General features: G+C 62.2%; 23 protein-coding genes. 7 read left to right on the forward strand and 16 right to left on the reverse strand.

Annotated features, from left to right (window positions below; translation table 11 throughout):
* The first annotated feature begins 5 nt into the window (after positions 1 to 5).
* Positions 6 to 1,856, forward strand: a complete 1,851-nt coding sequence (gene ligD / locus GOB94_RS03715; RefSeq protein ID WP_182277562.1) for a non-homologous end-joining DNA ligase — start codon at positions 6 to 8, stop codon at positions 1,854 to 1,856.
* Between the two features lie 46 nt (positions 1,857 to 1,902).
* Here the strand turns inward: ligD and GOB94_RS03720 are convergent, their stop codons facing one another.
* The 10 genes from GOB94_RS03720 to GOB94_RS03765 form a co-directional block, all read right to left on the reverse strand.
* Complete coding sequence (locus GOB94_RS03720; RefSeq protein WP_182277563.1) at positions 1,903 to 2,166, reverse strand: hypothetical protein; 264 nt, start codon at positions 2,164 to 2,166, stop codon at positions 1,903 to 1,905.
* 9 nt (positions 2,167 to 2,175) lie between these two features.
* Entirely contained in the window at positions 2,176 to 2,910 is a 735-nt protein-coding gene (locus GOB94_RS03725) for a thioredoxin family protein (RefSeq protein ID WP_182277564.1), read from the reverse strand.
* A gap of 42 nt (positions 2,911 to 2,952) precedes the next feature.
* Positions 2,953 to 3,417, reverse strand: coding sequence for an SRPBCC domain-containing protein (locus GOB94_RS03730; protein WP_182277565.1), 465 nt, complete (start codon positions 3,415 to 3,417; stop codon positions 2,953 to 2,955).
* Positions 3,418 to 3,432: 15 nt separating this feature from the next.
* Complete coding sequence (locus GOB94_RS03735; protein ID WP_182277566.1) at positions 3,433 to 3,804, reverse strand: metalloregulator ArsR/SmtB family transcription factor; 372 nt, start codon at positions 3,802 to 3,804, stop codon at positions 3,433 to 3,435.
* Between the two features lie 94 nt (positions 3,805 to 3,898).
* Positions 3,899 to 4,447, reverse strand: a complete 549-nt coding sequence (locus GOB94_RS03740) for a GNAT family N-acetyltransferase (protein ID WP_182277567.1) — start codon at positions 4,445 to 4,447, stop codon at positions 3,899 to 3,901.
* On the reverse strand, positions 4,447 to 5,574 hold the full coding sequence (gene era, locus GOB94_RS03745) for a GTPase Era (protein ID WP_182277568.1): 1,128 nt from the start codon (positions 5,572 to 5,574) through the stop codon (positions 4,447 to 4,449). The genes GOB94_RS03740 and era overlap by 1 nt, the downstream gene beginning before the upstream one ends.
* 51 nt (positions 5,575 to 5,625) lie before the next feature.
* The gene (locus tag GOB94_RS03750; RefSeq protein WP_255484208.1) at positions 5,626 to 6,999 is read right to left on the reverse strand and encodes a hemolysin family protein; all 1,374 of its coding nucleotides are present in this window, start codon (positions 6,997 to 6,999) and stop codon (positions 5,626 to 5,628) included.
* On the reverse strand, positions 6,996 to 7,580 hold the full coding sequence (gene ybeY, locus GOB94_RS03755) for an rRNA maturation RNase YbeY (RefSeq protein ID WP_182277569.1): 585 nt from the start codon (positions 7,578 to 7,580) through the stop codon (positions 6,996 to 6,998). The genes GOB94_RS03750 and ybeY overlap by 4 nt, the downstream gene beginning before the upstream one ends.
* Positions 7,581 to 7,607: 27 nt before the next feature.
* Positions 7,608 to 7,922, reverse strand: coding sequence for a hypothetical protein (locus GOB94_RS03760; RefSeq protein ID WP_255484209.1), 315 nt, complete (start codon positions 7,920 to 7,922; stop codon positions 7,608 to 7,610).
* A 96-nt stretch (positions 7,923 to 8,018) separates the two neighbouring features.
* The gene (locus GOB94_RS03765) at positions 8,019 to 9,062 is read right to left on the reverse strand and encodes a PhoH family protein (RefSeq protein WP_182277570.1); all 1,044 of its coding nucleotides are present in this window, start codon (positions 9,060 to 9,062) and stop codon (positions 8,019 to 8,021) included.
* Between the two features lie 710 nt (positions 9,063 to 9,772).
* On the opposite strand from GOB94_RS03765, the gene rpsT reads away from it, so the two are divergent.
* Positions 9,773 to 10,048, forward strand: coding sequence for a 30S ribosomal protein S20 (rpsT, locus tag GOB94_RS03770; protein WP_182277571.1), 276 nt, complete (start codon positions 9,773 to 9,775; stop codon positions 10,046 to 10,048).
* A 136-nt stretch (positions 10,049 to 10,184) separates the two neighbouring features.
* On the forward strand, positions 10,185 to 10,589 hold the full coding sequence (locus GOB94_RS03775) for an OsmC family protein (protein ID WP_182277572.1): 405 nt from the start codon (positions 10,185 to 10,187) through the stop codon (positions 10,587 to 10,589).
* Positions 10,590 to 10,685: 96 nt separating this feature from the next.
* Here the strand turns inward: GOB94_RS03775 and GOB94_RS03780 are convergent, their stop codons facing one another.
* Both GOB94_RS03780 and GOB94_RS03785 read right to left on the reverse strand, forming a co-directional pair.
* Positions 10,686 to 11,450, reverse strand: a complete 765-nt coding sequence (locus GOB94_RS03780; RefSeq protein WP_182277573.1) for a hypothetical protein — start codon at positions 11,448 to 11,450, stop codon at positions 10,686 to 10,688.
* Positions 11,333 to 12,415 (reverse strand): hypothetical protein, encoded by a 1,083-nt coding sequence (locus GOB94_RS03785; protein ID WP_182277574.1) that lies wholly within the window; start codon positions 12,413 to 12,415, stop codon positions 11,333 to 11,335. The genes GOB94_RS03780 and GOB94_RS03785 overlap by 118 nt, the downstream gene beginning before the upstream one ends.
* Before the next feature lie 182 nt (positions 12,416 to 12,597).
* On the opposite strand from GOB94_RS03785, the gene GOB94_RS03790 reads away from it, so the two are divergent.
* Positions 12,598 to 14,700, forward strand: coding sequence for a M13 family metallopeptidase (locus GOB94_RS03790; RefSeq protein ID WP_182277575.1), 2,103 nt, complete (start codon positions 12,598 to 12,600; stop codon positions 14,698 to 14,700).
* A gap of 230 nt (positions 14,701 to 14,930) precedes the next feature.
* On the opposite strand, the gene GOB94_RS03795 is transcribed toward GOB94_RS03790, so the two are convergent.
* The 3 genes from GOB94_RS03795 to GOB94_RS03805 are packed head-to-tail and all read right to left on the reverse strand — an operon-like array spanning position 14,931 to position 17,042.
* Positions 14,931 to 16,157, reverse strand: a complete 1,227-nt coding sequence (locus tag GOB94_RS03795; protein ID WP_182277576.1) for an MFS transporter — start codon at positions 16,155 to 16,157, stop codon at positions 14,931 to 14,933.
* A complete protein-coding gene (locus GOB94_RS03800; RefSeq protein ID WP_255484210.1) occupies positions 16,154 to 16,486 on the reverse strand; it encodes a hypothetical protein in 333 nt (110 codons plus the stop codon). The genes GOB94_RS03795 and GOB94_RS03800 overlap by 4 nt, the downstream gene beginning before the upstream one ends.
* A 46-nt stretch (positions 16,487 to 16,532) precedes the next feature.
* Positions 16,533 to 17,042, reverse strand: coding sequence for a MarR family transcriptional regulator (locus GOB94_RS03805; protein WP_255484211.1), 510 nt, complete (start codon positions 17,040 to 17,042; stop codon positions 16,533 to 16,535).
* A 294-nt stretch (positions 17,043 to 17,336) separates the two neighbouring features.
* Between GOB94_RS03805 and GOB94_RS03810 the strand changes: the two genes are divergently transcribed.
* Complete coding sequence (locus tag GOB94_RS03810; protein WP_182277577.1) at positions 17,337 to 18,266, forward strand: EamA family transporter; 930 nt, start codon at positions 17,337 to 17,339, stop codon at positions 18,264 to 18,266.
* Between the two features lie 113 nt (positions 18,267 to 18,379).
* The gene (locus GOB94_RS03815; RefSeq protein ID WP_182277578.1) at positions 18,380 to 18,856 is read left to right on the forward strand and encodes a DUF3761 domain-containing protein; all 477 of its coding nucleotides are present in this window, start codon (positions 18,380 to 18,382) and stop codon (positions 18,854 to 18,856) included.
* Between the two features lie 74 nt (positions 18,857 to 18,930).
* On the opposite strand, the gene GOB94_RS03820 is transcribed toward GOB94_RS03815, so the two are convergent.
* Complete coding sequence (locus GOB94_RS03820; RefSeq protein WP_182278419.1) at positions 18,931 to 20,199, reverse strand: threonine synthase; 1,269 nt, start codon at positions 20,197 to 20,199, stop codon at positions 18,931 to 18,933.
* A 145-nt stretch (positions 20,200 to 20,344) separates the two neighbouring features.
* Between GOB94_RS03820 and GOB94_RS03825 the strand changes: the two genes are divergently transcribed.
* Complete coding sequence (locus tag GOB94_RS03825) at positions 20,345 to 21,268, forward strand: HAD-IIB family hydrolase (RefSeq protein ID WP_182277579.1); 924 nt, start codon at positions 20,345 to 20,347, stop codon at positions 21,266 to 21,268.
* Positions 21,269 to 21,389 lie beyond the last annotated feature (121 nt).

The raw sequence follows: 21,389 nt of genomic DNA on the forward strand, positions 1-21,389 counted from the left end.
CTCTCATGGCCAATAAGAAGAACTCTTCCGCCAATACGAAGAAGCCCACCCGAAGCGCGCCGGCGAGATCGTCCCGGCAAGCTGCGGATGCGATCGACAGGCAGTTGGCACGTTATCGCTCCATGCGCGACTTCACCGTCACGGTCGAGCCAAGTGGAAAACCCGTTGGCAGGAAGTCAGCCGCCAAAGCCTCCAGCAGCAGCCTTCCCTTCCTCATCCAGAAGCATGCGGCGTCGCATCTGCACTATGACTTCCGTCTCGGCTGGAACGGCGTTCTCAAGAGCTGGGCCTGCGCCAAAGGCCCAAGTTACTACCCAGGCGACCGACGGCTCGCCGTTCAGGTGGAAGATCATCCCATGGAATACGGCGGCTTTGAAGGCATCATCCCCGCTGGACAGTATGGCGGAGGCACCGTCATGCTTTGGGACCACGGCACGTGGGAGCTGCAACCCGGGCACACCGACGTAGATGCCGGACTCCGCGATGGCTCGCTGAAGTTCACGCTGCGCGGCACAAAGATGAAGGGCAACTGGACACTCGTCCGCATGGGTGGAAAGGCAGCCGCAAAGCAGCCGAAGCCGAACTGGCTTCTCATCAAAGAACATGACTCGTTTGAACGCCCCGAGCATGACAGACCCATCACCGAAGAGGCTCCCAACTCCGTTGTCACGCATCGCTCGATCGAGCAGATCGCGGCCTCCGAAGATCATGTCTGGAACTCCAAAGACAGCGCAAAGGAACGCACCCAGCATCGCAAAGATTCCCCTGTGTTACCCGTCAAAGCGCGCGCAGGCAAAACACGCTCTGCCGATCTCTCCGCTGATCTGGCGAAGACTCCAAAAGAATCCTTGCCACGCTTCATCGATCCGCAACTCGCCACGAGTACCACAACGCCGCCAGCAGGTTCCGGCTGGATTCACGAACTCAAGCTCGACGGCTACCGCATCCAGGTTCACCTGCACGATGGCAAAGCCACGCTGTACACGCGCACAGGCCTCGATTGGACTCACCGCATGAAGACCATCGTCAAAGAGTTGGAAAAGCTGCCTGCGCAGTCCGCTCTGCTCGACGGCGAAGTCGTCGTTCTTCGCGACGACGGCACCACCAGCTTCGCCGACCTGCAAACCGCATTTCAGGACGGCACCAAGAAGCCACTCACCTACTTCGTCTTCGATCTGCTTCATCTCAACGGTCATAACCTGCGCGTGCTCTCGCTTTTGAAACGCAAGGCCATCCTGGCCACGCTGCTGCGCGGCTACAACAAAACCGTTCGCCTCTCCGAGCACCTTGATATAGACGCCGCCACCTTCTTCAACAAGGCCTGCGAGCTCCATGCAGAAGGCATCGTCTGCAAGCATGCAGATTCGACGTACATCTCCGGTCGGTCTTCTTCATGGCTCAAGCTCAAATGCATCCATGAACAGGAATTCGTCATCGCCGGATTCACGCTTCCATCCAAGGGCCACACCGGCATCCATGGCATCGGCTCTCTTCTGCTCGGTTATCGGGACGGCTCAGGAAAGCTGATCTACGCAGGCCGCACCGGCACCGGCTTCACACGCAAAACGCATAGCCAACTCCGTACGCAGCTTGAAAAACTGCACCAATCGAAATCTTCCTTTTTTGATCCTCCCGCCGAGGCCCGCAAGGATGCCATCTGGGTCAAACCGTCTCTCGTCGCCCAGGTCCGTTTCGCCAATTGGACGGCCGACAATCTCCTCCGCCAGGCCTCCTTCCAGGGCCTCCGCGAGGACAAACCCGCATCCGAGGTAGTCCGCGAAGAACCCGCTCCCAGACCAGCCTCCCGATCTCTGGAAGGGACTGCCGTCAATACCTCAAAGTGGACACAAAGCTAGCCCCTTTGCACTGCGCATCTTACCTAAAAGTGCCTGAGGCGGCTCGTCAGGACCGCCGCCGAATCACCGGCCACGCATACCCCAAACCCACCGCCAGCACAGATCGCCCAGCACAATCTCCAGCACCGGCTTCAACCTGTACGACAATCTTCATCGCCGCACCCGCCCCCAACCACATCGCCAGATACACAGCGAGACACGCCGGACACTTCGGCAGCAACAGCAGCAGCATCGCCGAGCCCGCACCGCCGCCCGCGCTCCGCCACCACCCTTTGCCCTTCCGAGTCCGTTGTGTCTCGCAGCAGTTCATGGCTCCCTCTCAATGCGCACAGCAGGCATGCGCAGGCTTCGCCGATTCATAGCGGTCATGGTGCCTCACCCATGCCATCGGGTGCGGAACCATCCCCTCTTCATTGCGTCCCAGCGGAGCGACATCCAGCATCGCGTAAACACCCAACAGGCCTTCGAGAGAGCGCGCATACCCCGAGTACGTGTGATACACCGTCCCTCGCTCGTCCTTGTAGAATGCGCTCATCCCCGGCATCTCGTCCGCATGGACCGCGCTCGTGCCAAAGTTGTACGCGTCGCCCTGCAGCTCGTCACTGCGGAACGATACACCAAAGTCGTCGTTGAACTCACTCCCATACGACGACACCCACGGCACCGTCCACCCCATCCGCTTCTTGAACGCAGCGATCTTATCCATCGGTGCCCGCGACACCATCACAAAGCTCACATCGCGCTGCGTCAGGTGCACATAGTTCGCATCCATCGTGTCCGCCGCCATCGAGCACGACGGGCATCCCTGCTCCCACTCCGGCCCAAACATAAAGTGATACACCAGCAGCTGGCTCTTCCCTTCGAACAGCCCCGGCAGCGTCTCTTTCCCGTCCGGCGTATCGAACACATACGCCGCCCGTATGCACTCCCAAGGCAACTGCAGCCGCTCGCGCGCCAGTGCATCACGCTGCCGTGTCAGTTCCTTCTCTTTGGCCAGAAGCGCAACCCGCGCCTCCATCCACTCCTGTCGCGATACCACACTATGTACTGTCATCGTCCTCTCCTTGTTGTCCTGCCTCTCGTCAAATCGCCCGCGCTACTTCCTCACGGACGCCATCCGAATCCTCTCCAACAGTCCGCCCCACCCACCATGGATCTTCCCCCACTGCTCCTCGTTCTTCGGGTCGTAGGCGATGTATCCAATCGCGCGGTGCGTAAACGTCAGCAGCGTCACTCCGCTCTCTTCCTTCAGCCGGTACTGCACATTCGAAACCGCTGGATGAGACATGAACAGCGGCCCCCATATCTCCAGCAACGACGGCGCCTTGATCGCCTGCACATGGCCCCAGAAGTGCCCGGCACCGTTGCCCAGATCGCGAAACCACCGCCCACCTGGCCACGCCTCCAGCTTCATCGGCATCGGCTGCTTGTCTCCGCCCTGGTTGCGCGGCCCCATCTCCTCCAGGATCGTCTCGAACACCACATCGATCGGCGCCGCGATCTCTTCTTCCTTCACAATCTCCAGCGTGTGTACGGCCTGTTCCATAATCGTTGCTGACATCGCTTCCTCCTCGTTTCACTTCGTCTCATCGCGCGGCCCATTCTCCTGCGCAATCTTCTCCATCGCCTTCTGCTCGGCCCGTTCCTTGATGCGGCTGATCTGGTCTGTCCAGTACTTCTCGAACACCTTCACCCAGTCATGGATCGGCTTCAGCCGCGCCGCCTCCAGCTTGTACATCCGGTGCTGCCCCCGCTTCACCACCGTCACCACGCCAACCTTGCGCAACACACCCAGGTGCTTCGACACGGCCGGCTGCGCCATCCGCACCCGCACCACCACGTCATTCACCGCCCACTCCTGCCCATCGCTCAGCAGCCCGATAATCTCCCGCCGCCGCGGCTCCGCCACTGCGTTGAAGACGTCCGCCGTTGTTGCCGTTCTCGCCATGGCAGATTTTATATTCTTATATAGGAATATATGTCAAGAAAAAATATCACCTGTTTCGTTCCGCGTGACTGAAACCCCACAACCTGCTCTCTATCTATCGTTTGCTCTTGCGATACATCACCGTGCCAGGCTCGTCACCGTCGCCCGCATAGCTCATCCCGCACCGCTCCATCACCTTAATCGACTCCCCCACCCGCGGAAACGTGCACGCCACCACCGCCGTCACGTCCTCACGCTTCAGCAGCCACTCCACCATCGCCTTCGCAGCCGCCGTCGCAATCCCGCGCCGCTGAAACCGCGGCAGCGTCGAGTACCCAATCTCCACCTCGCCATTCCCCTTCGGATGCGCCCCCACCGCTCCCACCAGCGTCCGCACAATCCCCAGCCCATCGCACAGCACCACGTAGCGGTGATATCCAATCGTCTCCGGCAGCGTCTCCTGCTGCTTCAAAATGAACTGGTACACATGCGGCTCCCACTCTGCCGGAGGCCACTCCGCCGTCACCTTCGCGCGCACCATCTGCTCCACCCGCGCCCACTCGCGAGCCTCATCCGCGCGCAGCATCTCCGCCGTAATTGCGACCAGCCGCAGCGACCCGGCCCGCAGGTCCGGGCACCCCACCTGCCGCCACGGCAACGACATCACTCTTCGTCGCCCCCGTTACGCTGCCGCGCCAAGCTCGTACCCAGTTGCTGTTGTTCAGCCATCTGCTCCAGCTGCCGACGCCAGTCCAGTTCCTCCACAAACCCGCGCGACGCCCGCCACTCCTCGCGCACCTTCACAAACAATTCGAGAAACACCCGCGTCCCCAGCAGCGACTCCAGCTCCTTACGAGCCATCGTCCCAATCTGCTTCAACATCGCGCCCTGCTTGCCAATCAGGATCGCCTTCTGCCCCTTGCGCTCGCAATAAATCGCCGCGATGATCTTCGTCACCGGCAGCTTCCCATCCTTGCCCTTCTTCCCCCGTCTTTCGGGACCAGACACGGGCTCTTCCCACCGCTCAATCACCACCGCCGTAGCATACGGGACCTCTTCACCCGTCAGCAGCAGGATCTTCTCGCGAATCACCTCCGCAGCCAGAAAACGCTCCGGCTGGTCCGTCAGTTGGTCCTTCGGAAAGTACCGCTGTCCCTCCGGCAACTGCGCCACCACCTTGTCCAGCAGCAGTTCCAGCCCATCTTTCTTCTTCGCAGAGATCGGAATCACATCCGCAAACTCGTGCAGGCTGCTCCAGTGCGCAATCAGCGGCAGCAGCGCACTCTTCGGCAGCGCATCAATCTTGTTCAGCACCAGCACCACCGGACAGTCCAGCTTCTTCACCAGCTGCAACGCAAAGTCGTCCTCCGCCTTGCTCAACTGCCTCCGATGCTGCCCCAGCGTCCGAACCTTCCGCGCCTCCGCAAACTCTTCGCTCGTCTGCGGTTTCTTCGCCTCCGGCAGCCGATGCGTCACATCCACCAGGAACAGCACCACATCGCGCGTCTCCAGCGCGTCATAGACCTCCTGCATCATCCGCTTGTCCAGCTGCGTCTCCGGCTTGTGCACCCCCGGAGTATCCACCAGCACCACCTGCGACGCCGGCCTTCCCGGATCGCCCTTCGTCTTCTTGCGCACCGGCAGCTCCAGCACGCCCTGAATGCGCGTCCGCGTCGTCTGCGGCTTATGCGTCACAATCGCCAGCTTCTGCCCGAGCAGCGCATTCAGCAGCGTACTCTTGCCAGCATTCGGCCTTCCAACAATCGATACAAACCCACTACGCAATGCCATCCCTCTATGATGACACTTCTGCCCCGCTTATCACTTGCCTCTTCTCACTTATCACTCGCTTTCACTCGCCACCAGACTCCCTCGCAGCCCCACCCTCACCCGCTCCACCAGCCTGTCCGTCGACGCCACAACCTCCAGCCGCAGCGGCCCCTCTTCCACCACCTCGCCAGCCAGCGGAATATGCCCGGCGATCTCGCTCACCAGCCCACCCACCGTCGTCGCCTCATGCTCGCTCAGCAGTTGCGACACCATCTGGTCCATCTCCTCAGCCTCTTTCGCCTCGGCCTCTTCATCACAATCTTCCTCGGACTTTTCCATGCAGGGCTCCTCCTCGCGCGAGGCCTCAAACAGCTCTCGCAGTCGAGCCACTTCAAAACTCCCCGGCACCAGCCACGTCCCCTCCGGCTCCGCGATGGCGACCTCGTCCGCCGCCTCCGCATCGTGCTCGTCTTCAATGTTGCCGACGATCGCCTCCAGCAGATCCTCAATCGTCACCAGCCCCGCCACCCCACCGTACTCATCAATCACGATGCTCATATGCTGCTTCTGCCGCTGCATCTCGCGCAGCAGCTCATTCACCTTCTTCGTCTCCGGAATGAACAGCGCCGGCCGCTCCAGCTCCGCCACCGTGCGCGTCCCGGCATCGGCATCCTGCACCCCCAGCAGGTCGCGCGCAAATGCGATGCCCGTAATATCGTCCATGCTCTCGCCATACACCGGCACGCGCGAGAAGTTATGCGCTGTCACCTCCGCCGTAAACTGCTCCAGCGTCGTCGTCCTCGCCACCGCAAACATATCCGGCCGAGGAGTCATCACCTCGCGCACCACCTTGTCGCCGAACTCCACCACGCTCCGCACCAGTTCGCGGTCCTCTTCGTCCAGCACGCCCTCTTCTTCGCCGGCCTCCAGCAGCGCATCCATCGCCTCACCCGGATGCTCCGGCTCCGTAATCTCCGGCTCCGCCAGCCCTGCAATCGACAGCAGCAGACTGATCGCCAGCGTCACCGGCAGCACCAGGTAAAACAGCACCTGCAGCATCGGAATGATTGTCGCGATCCACTCGCCCTTCGTCTTCGTAAAGAAGATCTGCGGCAGCAGCCGGTCGAACACCACCAGAACCAGCAGCAGTTCGAACACCGTCCGTGCAATCTCCTCCAGGCTGTGTCCTAGCTGCCCCTGCAGCCGTATCGCCAGCAGAAACGTCAGCGCAATCAGCGTCATCTGCCGCAACACGCTCGCCGACATCGCCGCCGACTCGCGGCTCAACCGCAGCCGCGGCTCAACCCGCTCCTCCCACGCCTCAATGTTCTCCGTGTACTCGCGCGAGAGGAACTTCCCCATCTCAAAATAAATCCGGTCCACATACGCCGCCAGCGCCAGCACCGCCAGCAGCACCGCAACCGACACCCCCCAGACCCCCGTCACGCCACCACCCCCCGCCGTTTCGCAGTCGCACCACTGCCGTGGCGAATCTTTGCTAACTTCGCTCCCTTTGCGGGAAAGCCTTTGTCTTTGCTCTTGCCTTCTTCCACCCGGGCAATCAACCCCGTCTTCAGCCGCAACTCCCCGCGCAGCTCCGCCTCCCGCGACGCCATCTCGCCATCGTCGCTCTCATGGTCCATCCCCGCCAGATGCAGCAACCCATGCAGCAGCAGCACCCTTACCTCATCCCGCAAAGCATGTCCCTGCTCAACAGCCTGCCGCGCCGCTGTCTCCAGCGACACCGCCAGGTCCCCCGCATGAATACCAGCCATCTCCTCAGCCGCCGGAAAGCTCAACACATCCGTAGCCTTGTCTTTACCCCGCCACTCGCGATTCAGCCGCCGCAGCGTGCGATCGTCCGCCAGCAGCACATCCACCTCGCCGCGCAGCCCCACCGAGTCCTGCGCCACGCGCACAAACCGCTCCAGCCCGCTCTTCGACAGCCCCAGCGCACGCCAGCCCGCCGCATCCGTGCTTCCCTGCGCGGGCCCAACCATACGTCGCGGAGGCTCAAGTGTCATCATGCGTCCCTAAATCCTACCGCACACCGCTTACTTCTTCGCCTGCACCTTGCCAAAGTGCGACGCCATCATCACCCCCAGCAGCAGCGCACCCACACCCAGCAGCGCCCACGCCAGCAGGTCCTGCGGAGCATGAAAGTGCAGCAGCATCAACCCCACAACAAAGTTCGCAAAACCCCAAACCACGTTCACCACCGGCAACGAGTCGCCCTCACCCGGAGGCTTCGCAAACGGCGTCGGAAACGGCATCCCGCAGATCCCCATCACAAAGTGCGGCACCCCATTCGCCAGAAACGCCCCAGCCAGAAACGCCCAAACATACCCCAGCAAACTCATCGTCACCATCGCATCGCTCCTAAAGACAAGATGCGAGCCACCATCAGCTCGCACCTCACATCTCTCTATTCCCTACTCCCTACTCCCTACTCACTATTCCCTGCCTTACTGCGTCTGCACAGCTCTCTTCGGTCGCTCCGTCACCAGCGGAGCAACCTCACTCCGCTCCCCTGGCATATCGATCGCCAATGGAAGCTGCTCCGCAGCCTTATAGCTGTCATAGGCGCGCACGATCCGCTGCACCAGTTGGTGCCGCACCACATCCACATCCTCAAAATGGCAGAACTTGATGCCCTCCACGCCATCCAGCACGTGCAGCGCCTCCAGCAGCCCGCTCCTCTTCGGATTCGGCAGATCAGTCTGCGTCAGATCGCCGGTAATCACGGCCTTCGCGCCGTTGCCAAGTCGCGTCAGAAACATCTTCATCTGCTCCATGGTCGTGTTCTGGGCCTCGTCCATGATGATGAACGCGTCGTTCAGCGTGCGCCCGCGCATAAACGCCAGCGGAGCCACCTCAATCACGTTCGTCTCCAGCATCTTGTCGACCTTCACCGGGTCCAGCAGATCATACAGCGCGTCATACAGTGGCCGCAGGTACGGATCGACCTTCTCCTGCAGGCTGCCCGGCAGGAACCCAAGCCGCTCGCCCGCCTCCACCGCCGGCCTTACCAGCACAATCCGAGACACCTTCTTCGCCAGCAGCGCGCTCACCGCCATCGCCACAGCCAGATACGTCTTGCCCGTACCCGCCGGCCCAATGCCGAACACCATGTCGTTCGACTCAATTGCCTCGACATACTTCCGCTGGTTCGGCGAGCGCGGCTGCACCATCCGCTTAACCCCGGCGTTCCTCTGCTTGCCGCTCTCCACCAGCCCGCGTAACGTCACCGCCGGGTCGGCAATCACCATCTTCAGCAGGGCATTAAGTTCGCCATTATGCGGATGTATCCCCAGCTTTCGCAGGTGCTCAAAATCATGAAAGATCCCCTCCACCCGCGCCACTGCCGCCGCGTCCCCCAGCAGCTGGATCGAGTCGGATCGTAGATCGATCTGGACGTTCAGCCCATCTTCCATCAGACGAAGGTTCTCGTCGCGTGTGCCATACAACGGCTCGATGCCCGGAGTGAGATGCATTGATTTTTTTAGCAAGTAGTGGCCTGACCTCCGTCAGGAGATTGCAAAGATCGACCGCCACCCAGTTCCGCTGAAACAGAACCACGCAACAGCCTCTCGGTTTTAGATGCTTTCTGGGAATAAACCGACACCCGCCCGCCAGAGAGTCCCCGGCACGCGGCCACCGCCGCGCCCCTCGTCTCCATCGTATTGGCCAAAGTTCCCAATAGAGTGTCGATGCCTCAGACGGTATCCCCATCCCGCCCTCCGCGTCAACCACCGCTGTGTAAATCCTTGAACCAAGCCAGAGCCCTCATCAGGCTTTGCCCAAAACTCTTCGTTCGCCCCAAAAGCTTGTCATTTCGCCCGGAGCATCGCGGCCTTATCGCGATGCGGAGCGGAGAAACCCCTGTATTTGCTGTTGCTTGTTTTCCTCTGCGTCCACTGCGGGCTTCTACACTGCGCCCTCTGCGTGAACGCTTTTGCCGCAGCAAGTGCCGAAGGCGCGAGCCTACCAACACAACCAGCAATGTAGAAGGTTTTGCGCAAGCCGCCCCTTCATCGGCTCTTATCTCGACAGAAACCCGCTCAGCCCCGCTCTTTTCATTGACCCAACCCCCGAAAACCCATACACTTAACCCTGTACCGGAACCGCTGCGCTGCGCTCTCTGTAGCCCCGCATCAGCCTCCGAGTGCATCCCCCACATTCCCCGCGGAAGCGGGCGACAAGAAAAGAGCATTTACTCATGGCAAATCACGTCTCATCCCTCAAGCGCGCCCGTCAAACCGTCACCAAGACGGCCATCAACCGCGCCAACAAGTCCAAGCTCCGCGGCACCCTGCGCCTTATGCGCGAGGCCCTCGCCGCCGGCGACAAGAAGACCCTCAACGACGTCTACCGCTCGACCGTCTCGGTCCTCGACAAGGCTGTCCAGAAGGGTGTCCTGCACAAGAACACCGCCAGCCGCTACAAGGGCCGTCTCAACGCCCGCGTCAAGGCTATCGTCACCGCCAAGGCCTAAACGATACAGCTTTCCATCTACGAAGAGGCCGGGACACGCTCCCGGCCTCTTCGCTTTTGCCCGCATCTCTGCCACAGTCTCTTTCGTCGATAATGGTCAGCAACCGCCTGCAAAGGCCTCAACCAAAGGAACAACCATGGTCACCATCCAGATGGAATACGAAGGCGATCTGCACTGCCGGGCCGTTCACGGCCCTTCCGGCACGGCCCTCGCCACCGACGCACCCAAAGACAACCAGGGGCGCGGCGAAAGCTTCTCCCCCACCGATCTCGTCGCCACCGCCCTCGGCACCTGCATGCTCACCACCATGGCCATCATGGCCCGCACCCTCAACGTCGAGATCGCCGGCGCCAAAGCTACCGTAGAAAAAGAGATGACCCCGGCGCCCCGCCGCATCGGCTCCCTGGCCACCACCGTCCACATGCCCACCGCGCTCGACGCCGACACTCAGCTCAAACTCGAGCGCGCCGCGCACACCTGCCCCGTCCTCCGCAGCCTGCACCCCGACGTCAACGCCCCCATCACCTTCATCTGGGGCTAACCCCACACCCTCACCAACCGCAACACAAAGAGGTCGGGACACACTCCCGGCCTCCTCGCTTTTCTACTCCCTATTCCCTACTCCCTACTCCCTGCCTCACTGCGGCACATCCGTCGCACTTCCGCCAAACTCCGCATGTTCCCCCGGATACAGCAGCGTCGGCGGCTTTTTCTTCCCACTCCCGACCATCTCGCCGCTCTGAGTCGTCGAAGGCGTCAGCACACTACCCGCCAGCGCCGCCGCGCTCGTCCCGCCCCCCGGTATCGGAGTCGCCGCAATCATCTCCCCTGCCTCGCCGCGCACGGTCATCACCGGCCCATTCGGCAGCTTCGCGGGAGCCTTCGTAACCGCCTCCACTGGCTGCGCCTTCACCGCTCCGGACCTAGCAGCACTCGCCTTCGCAGCACTCGCCTTCGCCGGAACCCCCGTCAGCAGAGACAGCACTACAGGCCCTTCATCCGCCGGCGGAGCCAGCTTTGCCGCCTCCGCAATATCGCCCTTATCCCGCACCTTCAACGCCGGCAGATGAAATACCTCCACCGCCCCCTCGCGCACCACGGCCAACTCGCTTCCGTCTTCCGCCAGCGCAAAGTTCTCCATCGTCTTCATCGCCGGGAACGCATCCACCTTCAGCAGCAGCTCCCCGCTCACGCTCTGGTACACCCGCACCGACTGCCGGTCGACCGTCGTATCCGGCGGTGCTGCCACACCCACCGCCACCGGGTTCACGGGCACCGGGTCGCTCACTCTCCGGCTGAACGCAAACCGTCCCGCCTCCGGAGCATACGCAAACACCGGCGCGCCGAAATCCCCAAAGTCTTCCTCCCACGTCTCCTGCGCATCCAGGCCATAGCCCGCCATACGCACCCGGTCATCGGCCCGCGGCACATCAGCGCGATATACACCGCGTGGCTCACCATCTCCAGCCGCGGAGTGCAGGTGCTGTCCAGGCTCCCTACCTGGGCCGTCTTGCCGCGCATATCGTCGTACATCACCGCCCAATGGCTGTTGCCCGTCTCCGTCGGCCACAGATACCCTCGCGAGTCGATCGGCAGATAGAATGGCTGCGGCGACCGCACGCTGCCCGCCGAGCTCACCGCCACCGGCGACCCCGCGCTTCCGTCCCCGCTCAGCCGGTAGAAGTCCAGCACCGTCGTCACCTTCGGCTGCACCGGTGCCGAATCTCCCACCTCGATCTGCTCCTCGTGCGCCTGCACCATCTGCGACTCGATCGTCAGCAACCCGCCATCCTCGCTCACAAACAGCGCCCCCGGCCTTCCCATTCGCCACGGAAACACCGACCGCGCAAACGGATGCCCCTCCGCCAGCCCTGACAGCGGCGTCATCATATACAACACATTTCCAATCCGCACCATGAACCGCCCCGGTCCCAACGCCCACAGGTATCGCGCATGGTCGTGCATATGCCACTGCGTCTTCGCCAGCACCTTGCCGCCGGGCAGCGCTACGATCTCCGCAGCCACCATCCGGTCATCGTCGTCCTTTGGATCGTCCGGCAGCCGCGGCACCAGCCCGCGCTCGCCATAGGTCACCAGCAGGTGCTGGTCATCCAGAAAATTCACCGTCAGCATCGACGCCCCGGCATCCAGAAACGTCGCCGAAAGCGCCGGCACCCCCAGCGAATCCAGCGGCAGCACCACCGCCGGCGCGTTCTTATCCGCGGCCCGCGCCACACCTGGCCACACGCACCCCACCACCACAAAACCCGCCAGCAACGCCCCCCACCGCGTTCTAAAAGGACCCGGCCCGCGCTTGAACGAGAGGGGCACGGCTTTGAAGGGGACGGGCTTCAGCCCGTCCATCATCACTGTCCCTTCCTTCAGGGGCTTCAGCCCCGGAGGGACCGCCAACCCGCGCCTATGAATCTCTGGAACCAGCATCCTTCCCCTCGCGTACATTACTCTTTCACATACGACCTTCCATGAGCCAGCCCGTACCCGAACGCCGCGACTGCCTCCTCAAAACCCAAACTCGTTCTGGAGCCTTCATGAAGAAACTGCCGTCCCTCCGTCCGCTCTGCGCCGCCGCCACCTGCGCTGCGCTTGCTCTTCCTGTGTCTATCTATGCTCAAACGAGTGCCCCGCCCCAGACGCACTACGTCCCCTCCCCGGCCTTTGACACTGCCGCCATCGACACCCACGCCGACCCCTGCAACGACTTCTACAAGTTCGCCTGCGGCAACTTCGCCGCCCAGCACCCCATCCCCGCCGACCAGACCGGCGTCGACCAGTTTTATCTCCTCTACAACGTAAACACCCAGGAGCTCAACGGCATCCTCGAAAAGTACGCCGCCGACGCCTCCACCCGCACCCCCAACGAGCAGAAGATCGGCGACTACTACGCCTCCTGCATGGACACCGCCCTCATCGACAAGAAGGGCCTCACCACCATCCAGCCCCTGCTGGACGAGATCGACAAGGTCGCCCGGCCCGGCCTGCCCGCCCTTACCGGTGAGCTCCAGCGCCTCGGCGTCAACGCCTTCTTCAGCTTCGGCGAGCAGCAGGACTTCAAGGACGCCACCAAGCAGGTCGCCACCTTCGACCAGGGCGGGCTCGGCCTCCCCGAGCGCGACTACTACACCCGCACCGGCCCCAAGGACATCGAGATCCGCCAAAAGTACGTCGAGTACCTGACCAACATGCTCACCCTCTCCGGCGAGTCCCCGCAAAAGGCCCTCGTCGACGCCAAAAACATCCTCGCCTTTGAGACCAAACTCGCCGTCGCCTCCATGACCAACACCGAGCGCCGCGACCCAGACGCCGTCTACCACCCCCAGACCCTCGCCACCTTCGAGGCCTCCATCAAGCCCGTCAACATCCAGCCGTTCCTTCAGGCCATCCACGCGCCCTCCGCGCTCCCCGGTCCGCTCGGCCCCGACTCTATCATCGACGGCAACCCCAAATTCTTCCCGGCCATGGTCGCCGCCGTCCGCGAGGCCGACATCGACACCCTGCGGGCCTACCTCCGTGTCCACCTCCTCGACGGCTTCGCCAGCTATCTGCCTCACGCCTTCGACGCCGAGAGCTTCCACTTCTTCGGCACCCAGCTCGAAGGCCAGCCCCAGCAGCGTCCCCGCTGGAAGCGTTGCTCCTCCGGCGTCGATGGCGCACTCGGCGAAGCCCTCGGCCAGGTCTACGTCAAGCAGTACTTCCCCGCCTCCAGCAAGGCAAAGACCCTGCAGATGGTCCACGACATCGAGTCCGCCATGGACAAGGACATCGACACCCTCACCTGGATGTCCGACACCACCAAGGTCAAGGCGAAAGAAAAACTCCACCTCGTCGCCGACAAGATCGGCTACCCCGACCACTGGCGCGACTACTCCAAGCTCGAGGTCGTCCGCGGCGATGCCCTCGGCAACGCCCAACGGGCTACGGCCTTCGAGAACGACCGCGAGCTCAACAAGATCGGCAAGCCCGTCGACAAGCTCGAATGGGGCATGACGCCTCCCACCGTCAACGCCTACTACGACCCCAGCATGAACAACATCAACTTCCCCGCCGGCATCCTGCAGCCTGCCTTCTTCGACCCCAACGCCGATCTCGCCGTCAACTACGGCCACGCCGGCGCCGTCATCGGCCATGAGCTCACCCACGGCTTCGACGACGAGGGCCGCAAGTTCGACGGCGCGGGCAACCTCTCCGACTGGTGGACACCCGCCGACATCAAGCAGTTCGAAGCCAAGACCAGCTGCCTCGTCAACGAGTACGGCAGCTTCACCGCCGTCGAAGACCCTAAGGAACCCGTCAAGGTCAACGGCAAGCTCACCCTCGGCGAGAACACCGCCGACAACGGCGGCCTCGTCCTCGCCTACATGGCCTACCTCGCACGCGCCAAGGAGGAAGGCATCGACATCAACAAGAAGGTGGGCGGCTACACCGGCCCGCAGCAGTTCTACATCGCCTTCGCGCAGAACTGGTGCGAGAACTCCCGCCCCGCCGCCATCCGCGCGCAGGTCCTCACCGACCCGCACTCCCCCGACCACTTCCGTGCCAACGGAGCCATCGTCAACCAGCCCGGCTTCTCCGCCGCCTTCGGCTGCAAAAAAGGCAGCCCAATGGTCCCCGCCGAAAACTGCCGCGTCTGGTAAAAGCTCTTCGACAAGGGCCTTTCCTTTCGGCATCTCGCCTTACCGAATGACCTAAGAAGTGTCATCTCGACCGAAGCGCAGCGTAGCGGAGAGACCTGCGTTTCGGACCACCCCAACTCTCCGGGTGCCCCATCCATGACAGCTTCATCGTCATGGATGGGGTTGTGTGCGTTACGAAACGGGTTACCAGCACTTCGCTCCACACGGATCGCCGGCAGCAGGGCAAATTACTAGACGAGCACAGGCTCTCTTCGGCGGACGAGAACGAAGATCGCAACCAGGGCAGCAATAAAAGCACCCCCAGCGCCGATACCGAGCGACCAGCGAGGGCCGAAGCGGTTGGCAACCCAACCGACAATCGGAGCGCCCATCGTCATTCCTCCTAACGCTACGCCCACCCGCAGCGCCATCACCCTGCCGCGCATCGTTGGTTCGGTGGAGAGCTGCATGATGCTGTTCGTGCCGTTGGTAAACGTCAGGGCCGCAGCCCCGATCACGACCAGCGCGCCCGCGAACCACCAGTACCCGGGCGCAAGTGCCGCCAGAGTGCATCCCAATCCGAAGACAGCGGCTCCCAGCAAAAGAGACGTCATCCCCGGCCTGCTTCGGCGTGCTGAAAGCAACGCCCCTGACAGCGTGCCGATCGCCATAATCGACGAAAGCAGACCAAACCCGCTTGCATCCGAATGGAAGACATTCACGGCCATCGTCGAGATAAAGATTGGAAAGTTGAAACCGAAGGTCCCGATCAGAAACAGCATGATGAGGATCGCGCGAAGGTCCGGGCTTCTCCACACATAACGGAAACCTTCGAGGAACCCCGCCGTCGTGCGATGCGCCCTGGCACTGACACGCAGTTCGGAGAGGCGGAAGAAAGACATCGAGAGGAGAACTGCCGCGAACGAAATCCCGTTCAGAATAAACGCCCAGCCGATGCCGATGTGTGCGATGAGCACACCCGCAACCGCGGGACCAATCATCTGCGCTGCATTGAACGAGGTTGAGTTCACGGCCACGGCGTTATGCAGATCTCCATCGCCAACCATCTCTGCGACGAACGTCTGTCTCACGGGAGCGTCGAGCGCTGCGGCAGAGCCGGACAGGAAGGCAAACACATACACGTGCCACAGCTGGACGACTCCTGTAACCGTGAGAACTCCCAGGGCGAGCGCAAACGCTCCCATGGTTGCCTGCGTGAACATCAGCAGCTTGCGCTGATTCAGACGGTCTGCAGCGGAGCCCGTCCAGGGCAGAAGCAGAAGTTGCGGGGCAAACTGCAGCCCCGTAACAATACCCAGCGCTGACGCATCGTGATGGGTCAGTTGCGTCAGCACGAGCCAGTCCTGAGCAATGCGCTGCATCCAGGTCCCGGTGTTGGAGACCAGCCCGCCCACCGTCCACAGGCGGAAGTTGAAGCTCTTGAGGGAACGAAAGGTATCGGAGACTGCGTTCTTCATGGGCGCGACGGTGCGTTGCCCCCATGAAACTGGCCGAAGTGACGGGCTGAGAAGAGGCCGATGAGCAGCACGCCGAGGCCGAACACAAGGACGTGGCTCGTCGCCCGCAGATCGAAAACGCCAACGCGCACCAGGAGCAGATAGGCAACCACGGCGTTGAAGACTCCCCAGACAACATTGACCGTGGACGAGGAAAGCCCCTCACCGGGCGGTTTCGCGAAGGGACTTTGGAAGGGACGCCCCATCGTGCCAGCGACAAAATGAGGAACCGCGTTTGCCGCGAAAGCGCCCCCAAAGAAGTACGACACAAGCCAAAGCCAATTCATCATGTACCTTTCTTTCTTCCAACAATCTTTCGAAGAGCGAGGTGGTTTCTTAATCCTCGATCAGCCGCGTAAGCAGCTCAAGCGCCGCTTGAAGCTTCTCCTGCTCGTGAACGGAAAGCCTCTGGGAGATGGTCGCGGTAAGCCAGTCCTGTCTCGCAGCCCGGCCCTCCTGAAGCCACTTCAGGCACTTGGGCGTGAGAGACATCAGAGTCTGCCGCCCGTCGCTCGGGTCAGGTGCACCGCTAACCAGTCCGGACTCCTGCAACGGCGCAACGATAGCGCTCATGGACTGCGGGCGCATGCCTTCCGCTCGCGCCAGGCTTGAAACCGTGGCCGCACCATCCTTTTCGAGTCGAAGAAGAACAGAAGCCTGTGACGGTGTCAGATCGTTGCCGCCTCCATACTCGCGTGCCCGCAGCTTGAGCTTGCGATATGCCGCACGGATCTCGGTAGCAAGTGTCCGGGCAAGTTCGGTTTGCGGAGGAGACGTTCGATGGCTCACAAGATCAATATCGCATATATACAGAAAAACTGTAAAGCCTAACTGTATATATTCCAATCGCAACGCATTGCGGAGCCCTCATACACGTGGTCGGCCTGAGGCTGTCAAGCCCCGCTCGCCCTAACCCGCACAAATCAAAGCTGATCTCTCGAACGAATGACCCCACTGCGCCCGTTACAATAGAACTAGAGAATCAAGATTGAACATTTGAACCCGGCCTGCCTGGCTGAATGGATTTGTTCTCAACCACCGCCCATCTTCGATCAGACCTTCACAAGTCCCCGCTCAACCCATTTCTTTCAAAACTTTAGATCAAAAAGTATGGGAGGGGAGGTCCCCACCCCAAAGCCAATGAACCAGTCAAAACCCCAAAACCGTCTCCTCGGCTTCGCCGCCGCCGCCCTCGCCTCCAGCTTCTGGGGCTGCGGCTTCTTCTTCGGCAAGATCGCCCTCGCCGAGATGAGCGTCGGCTCCATGGTCTTCTACCGGTTCGTCTTCGCCACGCTCGCCCTGCTCCCGCTGCTCATCACGCACCGCCCCAACCTCAAGCTATCCGAGTGGCGCACCCTCGCCCTCGCCTCGCTGCTTGGCGTACCTCTACAGTTCCTGCTCCAGTTCCGAGGCCTCTCGCTCACCACCGTCTCCCACGCCGCGCTCATGGTCGGCACCATGCCCGTCATCCTGGCCCTCGGCGCCGTCATCCTCATGCACGAGCGCCTCGACGCCATCGGCTGGGTCGCTCTCGCCGCCTCCACCACCGGCGCTGCCCTCATCGCCCTGGGCGCACACCACAAGCCTGGCACCAACGGCCCAACACTGCAGGGAGACCTCCTCGTCGTGGCCTCCCTCTCCATCGCCCTCTTCTGGATACTCCTCAACAAGCGCCTCATGGAGACCCACAACCACGTCGTCATCACCGCCTACGGAATCCTACTCGGCACCCTCATGCTAGGCATCTGGGTCCCACTCACCTGGGGACCGCCCGCCTTCCACGGCATCAGCCTCAAGGCATGGCTCGCACTCATCGGCAGCGGAGTCCTCTGCACTGCCACCACTACGCTCCTCTGGAACTGGGGAATGACCCAGGTGCCCGCCTCCCAGGCCGGCATCCTCCTCAACATGGAGCCCCTCATCGGCTCCCTGCTCGGCGTCTTCGTCCTGCACGAGCACCTCGGCGGCCTCGCCTGGCTCGGCGGTGCCCTCATCCTCACCGCCGCCGTCGTCCTCACCACCCGCCCCACCCGCACCGAACTTGCCGAGACCATCCTCGCCGAAACCTAGACAGCTTTTCCGCCGCAACCGACAATTCGCGTTGAATCCTCACGGAAAGCTGCTAGTATCCTCTCCGTGTTCCAGCCTCAGTAACACGCCCATCTAACCTGGAGACCACACACATGTTCAAAGCACGTTTTGTACTTCCCACCTTGGCAGCAGCCCTTCTCTGCTCTGCTGCCGCTCTTGCTCAGGCCCCCGCCGGCGCTCCCGCAGGCTCCACCGCCACCTGTAAAGATGGCACGTACTTCTCCGGCGCCACCAAGTCCGGTGCCTGCCGCGGCCACAAGGGTGTAGCTTCCTGGTACGGTCCTGCAGCAGCTCCCAAGGCAGCCAAGACCGTAGCTACTGCTCCCACCCCTGCGCCAGCGGCAGCCCCGGCTCCGGCAGTCAAGCCCGCCGCCAGGACGATGCCCTCGCCCTCAGCCACCGCAGCTGCCGGCGGCGGCCCTGGCATGGTCTGGGTCAACACCTCCAGCAAGGTCTACCACTGCCCCACCGACCGCTACTACGGCAAGACCAAGGCAGGCAAGTACCTCTCCGAGTCCGCTGCCCAGTCCGAAGGCGACAAGCCCGCCGCCGGCAAGAAGTGCTTCTAACCAAAACCTTCATCTCAAACAACAAAACAGGCAACCTCCACCCGAGGTTGCCTGTTCTCTTAACTCCCTACTCCCTAAACCGGAGTAATAATCCCCCCAACCGGCAACGAAGTCGGCAGCGTTCCCGGCCGCTTCAGCTTCATCGCCTCCGCAGTCATGTCTGTATACTTCAGCCCCGCACCGGTATTGAACAGCACCACGCGCTCACCACTCTTGATCTCGCCACTCTTCAGCAGGGAGTCATAAGCGGCCGTCGCAGCCGCGCCTTCAGGCGATAGGAAGATCCCCTCCTCCTTCGCCCAGTCCAGAATCGACTCCAGGATCGCCGCATCATCCGAGCTCACCGCGCGCCCACCCGACTGCTTCAGGATGTCCAGGATAATGTAGTCCCCATAAGGCTTCGGCACGCGTAGCCCGGCAGCAAACGTCGCCGCATTCTGGAAGAACTCGCTCGTCTCTTTCCCAGCCTCGAACGCCGCCGTCACCGGCGCGCAACCCGCAGCCTGCAGCGCATACATCCGCGGACGCTTCCCTTTCACCCAGCCCAGCTGCTCCATCTCCTCAAACGCCTTCCACATCCCGATCAGCCCCACGCCTCCGCCCGTCGGATAGAACACCGCATCCGGATACTCCCACCCCAGCTGCTCCACCAGCTCATACCCCATCGTCTTCTTGCCCTCTACGCGGAACGGCTCCTTCAGCGTCGAGATATCGAACCAAACGTCCTCAGCGGCCAAACCACTCTCGCGCTGCGCCATGATCCTCTCGCTCACCATCCGCGCGCAGTCGGAGATCAATCCATCCACCATCGTCACCTCAGCGCCATACACCACGCCCTCCAGATAGTTGGCGAACGGCACATCCTGGGGCATAAAGATATGCGCCGCGATCTGCCCGGCCGCCGCATACGCCGCCAGCGCTCCAGCCGCATTGCCCGCCGAAGGCACCGCCAGATGCCGCAGCCCATAGTGCTTCGCCATCGTCACCGCGAGCCCCAGCCCGCGCGCCTTGAACGTCCCCGTCGGGTTCGCACCCTCTTCCTTCACAAACAGCCCGTCATACCGCCGGCTCCGCAGCATCGGAGTCCAGCCCTCACCCAGCGTCACCGGCTTCACATCCGGCAGCACATCGGCATAGCGCCACATCCCAGCACTCGTCTGTCCATTCGCAGTCGACTCCGCCGCAATCTGCGCGGGCCTCTCGCGTTTGGCTGTCTCGCGCAACGCATCCATGTCATAGCGCACATACAACGAACCCGCATCCACCGGGCAAAGCGTCTGTGGAGTCTCAGCAGAGACCCTGTGGTGGCAACGGGAGCACTCAAGATAAGCAATAGCCGGCATCCGTCCATGGTACTGCGACACAACGCCTCCTACTCGCACAACTCACTTCAATGACGGCACAAGAAACCCCACACTCTGCCATTACAATCAACGCTTCCAGCCTCCACCTCGAATCCCACAGCCAAACATCGCCTACCCTATAGGAATGGCAATCAGCCTCATCGCCGTCGACATGGACGGCACGCTCCTCAACTCCGATGGCCGCGTCAGCGCGCGCAACCGTGCCGCCCTCAAAGCCGCCGCAGACGCCGGCATTGAGACCGTCATCGCCACCGGTCGCCGCCACACCTATGCCATGCGCGTCCTCCGCGACCTTGAGCTCAATCCGTCTCACGCCGTCGTCAGCTCCAACGGCACCGTCATCCGCACCATCGGCGCGCAGCTCCTGCACCGCACCCACATGACCACCGCCAGCGCCCTCTGGCTCTGCGACCACGTCGCCGACTTCCGCAACACCCTCGTCCTCACCTTCGACACCGCCGACCACACCGGCGAAGACTCTCGCGGCGCCCTTGTCGTCGAGCACTTAGACGACCTACACACAAGCATCGGCCGCTGGATGCGCTCCAACGAGCCCTACATCCTCCATGTCGACCGCCTCGAAGACGCCCTCACAGGCGACGCCCCCATCCAGGCCATGCTTTGCGGCACCGTCGACCGTATGGCCCTCGCCGAAGCCCGCCTACTCGAGCACCCGCTCGTCACCGCCGTCGGCTCCGAGCCAAAACCCCACGCCGAAATCACCCTCCACCGCACCATCTACCCCGAACGCAATCTCTCCATCGTCGACATCCTCCCCGCTGGCTGCTCCAAGGCCTCAGCGCTGCAGCAACTCGCAGCCCTCCGCGACATCTCCACCAACGACATCCTCGCCATCGGCGACAACTGGAACGACCTCCCCATGCTCCGCCTCGCCGGCTCAGCTGTCCTCATGGACAACGCCCCCGACGACCTCAAACAGTTAGCTCACAAGCACGGCTGGCCCATCGCCCCCGATAACAACCACGACGGCGTCGCCATCACCATCGAAAACGCCCTCGCCAACGCCCTCACCACCCTCGGCTCCTAGCCTCTGATCGCAGCTCGCTGAAACTGCGCTTTGGATGAACCCGCCTTCAGGCATGAAATTGTGCGTGGGATAAACTCACCCTCTGGCATGAAATTCTGCTTTGAAGGGTACGAGCTTTAGC

This window comes from Granulicella sp. 5B5 (genome assembly GCF_014083945.1).
In the GTDB taxonomy this organism is placed as follows: domain Bacteria; phylum Acidobacteriota; class Terriglobia; order Terriglobales; family Acidobacteriaceae; genus Granulicella.

Bases quoted from the DNA above. Each gene is read 5' to 3' on its own strand.
- ligD (WP_182277562.1), top strand. From the start codon at position 6: ATGGCCAATAAGAAGAACTCTTCCGCCAATACGAAGAAGCCCACCCGA.
- GOB94_RS03720 (WP_182277563.1), bottom strand. From the start codon at position 2,166: ATGAACTGCTGCGAGACACAACGGACTCGGAAGGGCAAAGGGTGGTGG.
- GOB94_RS03725 (WP_182277564.1), bottom strand. From the start codon at position 2,910: ATGACAGTACATAGTGTGGTATCGCGACAGGAGTGGATGGAGGCGCGG.
- GOB94_RS03730 (WP_182277565.1), bottom strand. From the start codon at position 3,417: ATGTCAGCAACGATTATGGAACAGGCCGTACACACGCTGGAGATTGTG.
- GOB94_RS03735 (WP_182277566.1), bottom strand. From the start codon at position 3,804: ATGGCGAGAACGGCAACAACGGCGGACGTCTTCAACGCAGTGGCGGAG.
- GOB94_RS03740 (WP_182277567.1), bottom strand. From the start codon at position 4,447: ATGTCGTTGCCGTGGCGGCAGGTGGGGTGCCCGGACCTGCGGGCCGGG.
- era (WP_182277568.1), bottom strand. From the start codon at position 5,574: ATGGCATTGCGTAGTGGGTTTGTATCGATTGTTGGAAGGCCGAATGCT.
- ybeY (WP_182277569.1), bottom strand. From the start codon at position 7,580: ATGATGACACTTGAGCCTCCGCGACGTATGGTTGGGCCCGCGCAGGGA.
- GOB94_RS03760 (WP_255484209.1), bottom strand. From the start codon at position 7,922: ATGGTGACGATGAGTTTGCTGGGGTATGTTTGGGCGTTTCTGGCTGGG.
- rpsT (WP_182277571.1), top strand. From the start codon at position 9,773: ATGGCAAATCACGTCTCATCCCTCAAGCGCGCCCGTCAAACCGTCACC.
- GOB94_RS03775 (WP_182277572.1), top strand. From the start codon at position 10,185: ATGGTCACCATCCAGATGGAATACGAAGGCGATCTGCACTGCCGGGCC.
- GOB94_RS03780 (WP_182277573.1), bottom strand. From the start codon at position 11,450: ATGGCGGGCTATGGCCTGGATGCGCAGGAGACGTGGGAGGAAGACTTT.
- GOB94_RS03785 (WP_182277574.1), bottom strand. From the start codon at position 12,415: ATGATGGACGGGCTGAAGCCCGTCCCCTTCAAAGCCGTGCCCCTCTCG.
- GOB94_RS03790 (WP_182277575.1), top strand. From the start codon at position 12,598: ATGAAGAAACTGCCGTCCCTCCGTCCGCTCTGCGCCGCCGCCACCTGC.
- GOB94_RS03795 (WP_182277576.1), bottom strand. From the start codon at position 16,157: ATGAAGAACGCAGTCTCCGATACCTTTCGTTCCCTCAAGAGCTTCAAC.
- GOB94_RS03800 (WP_255484210.1), bottom strand. From the start codon at position 16,486: ATGATGAATTGGCTTTGGCTTGTGTCGTACTTCTTTGGGGGCGCTTTC.
- GOB94_RS03810 (WP_182277577.1), top strand. From the start codon at position 17,337: ATGAACCAGTCAAAACCCCAAAACCGTCTCCTCGGCTTCGCCGCCGCC.
- GOB94_RS03815 (WP_182277578.1), top strand. From the start codon at position 18,380: ATGTTCAAAGCACGTTTTGTACTTCCCACCTTGGCAGCAGCCCTTCTC.
- GOB94_RS03820 (WP_182278419.1), bottom strand. From the start codon at position 20,199: ATGCCGGCTATTGCTTATCTTGAGTGCTCCCGTTGCCACCACAGGGTC.
- GOB94_RS03825 (WP_182277579.1), top strand. From the start codon at position 20,345: ATGGCAATCAGCCTCATCGCCGTCGACATGGACGGCACGCTCCTCAAC.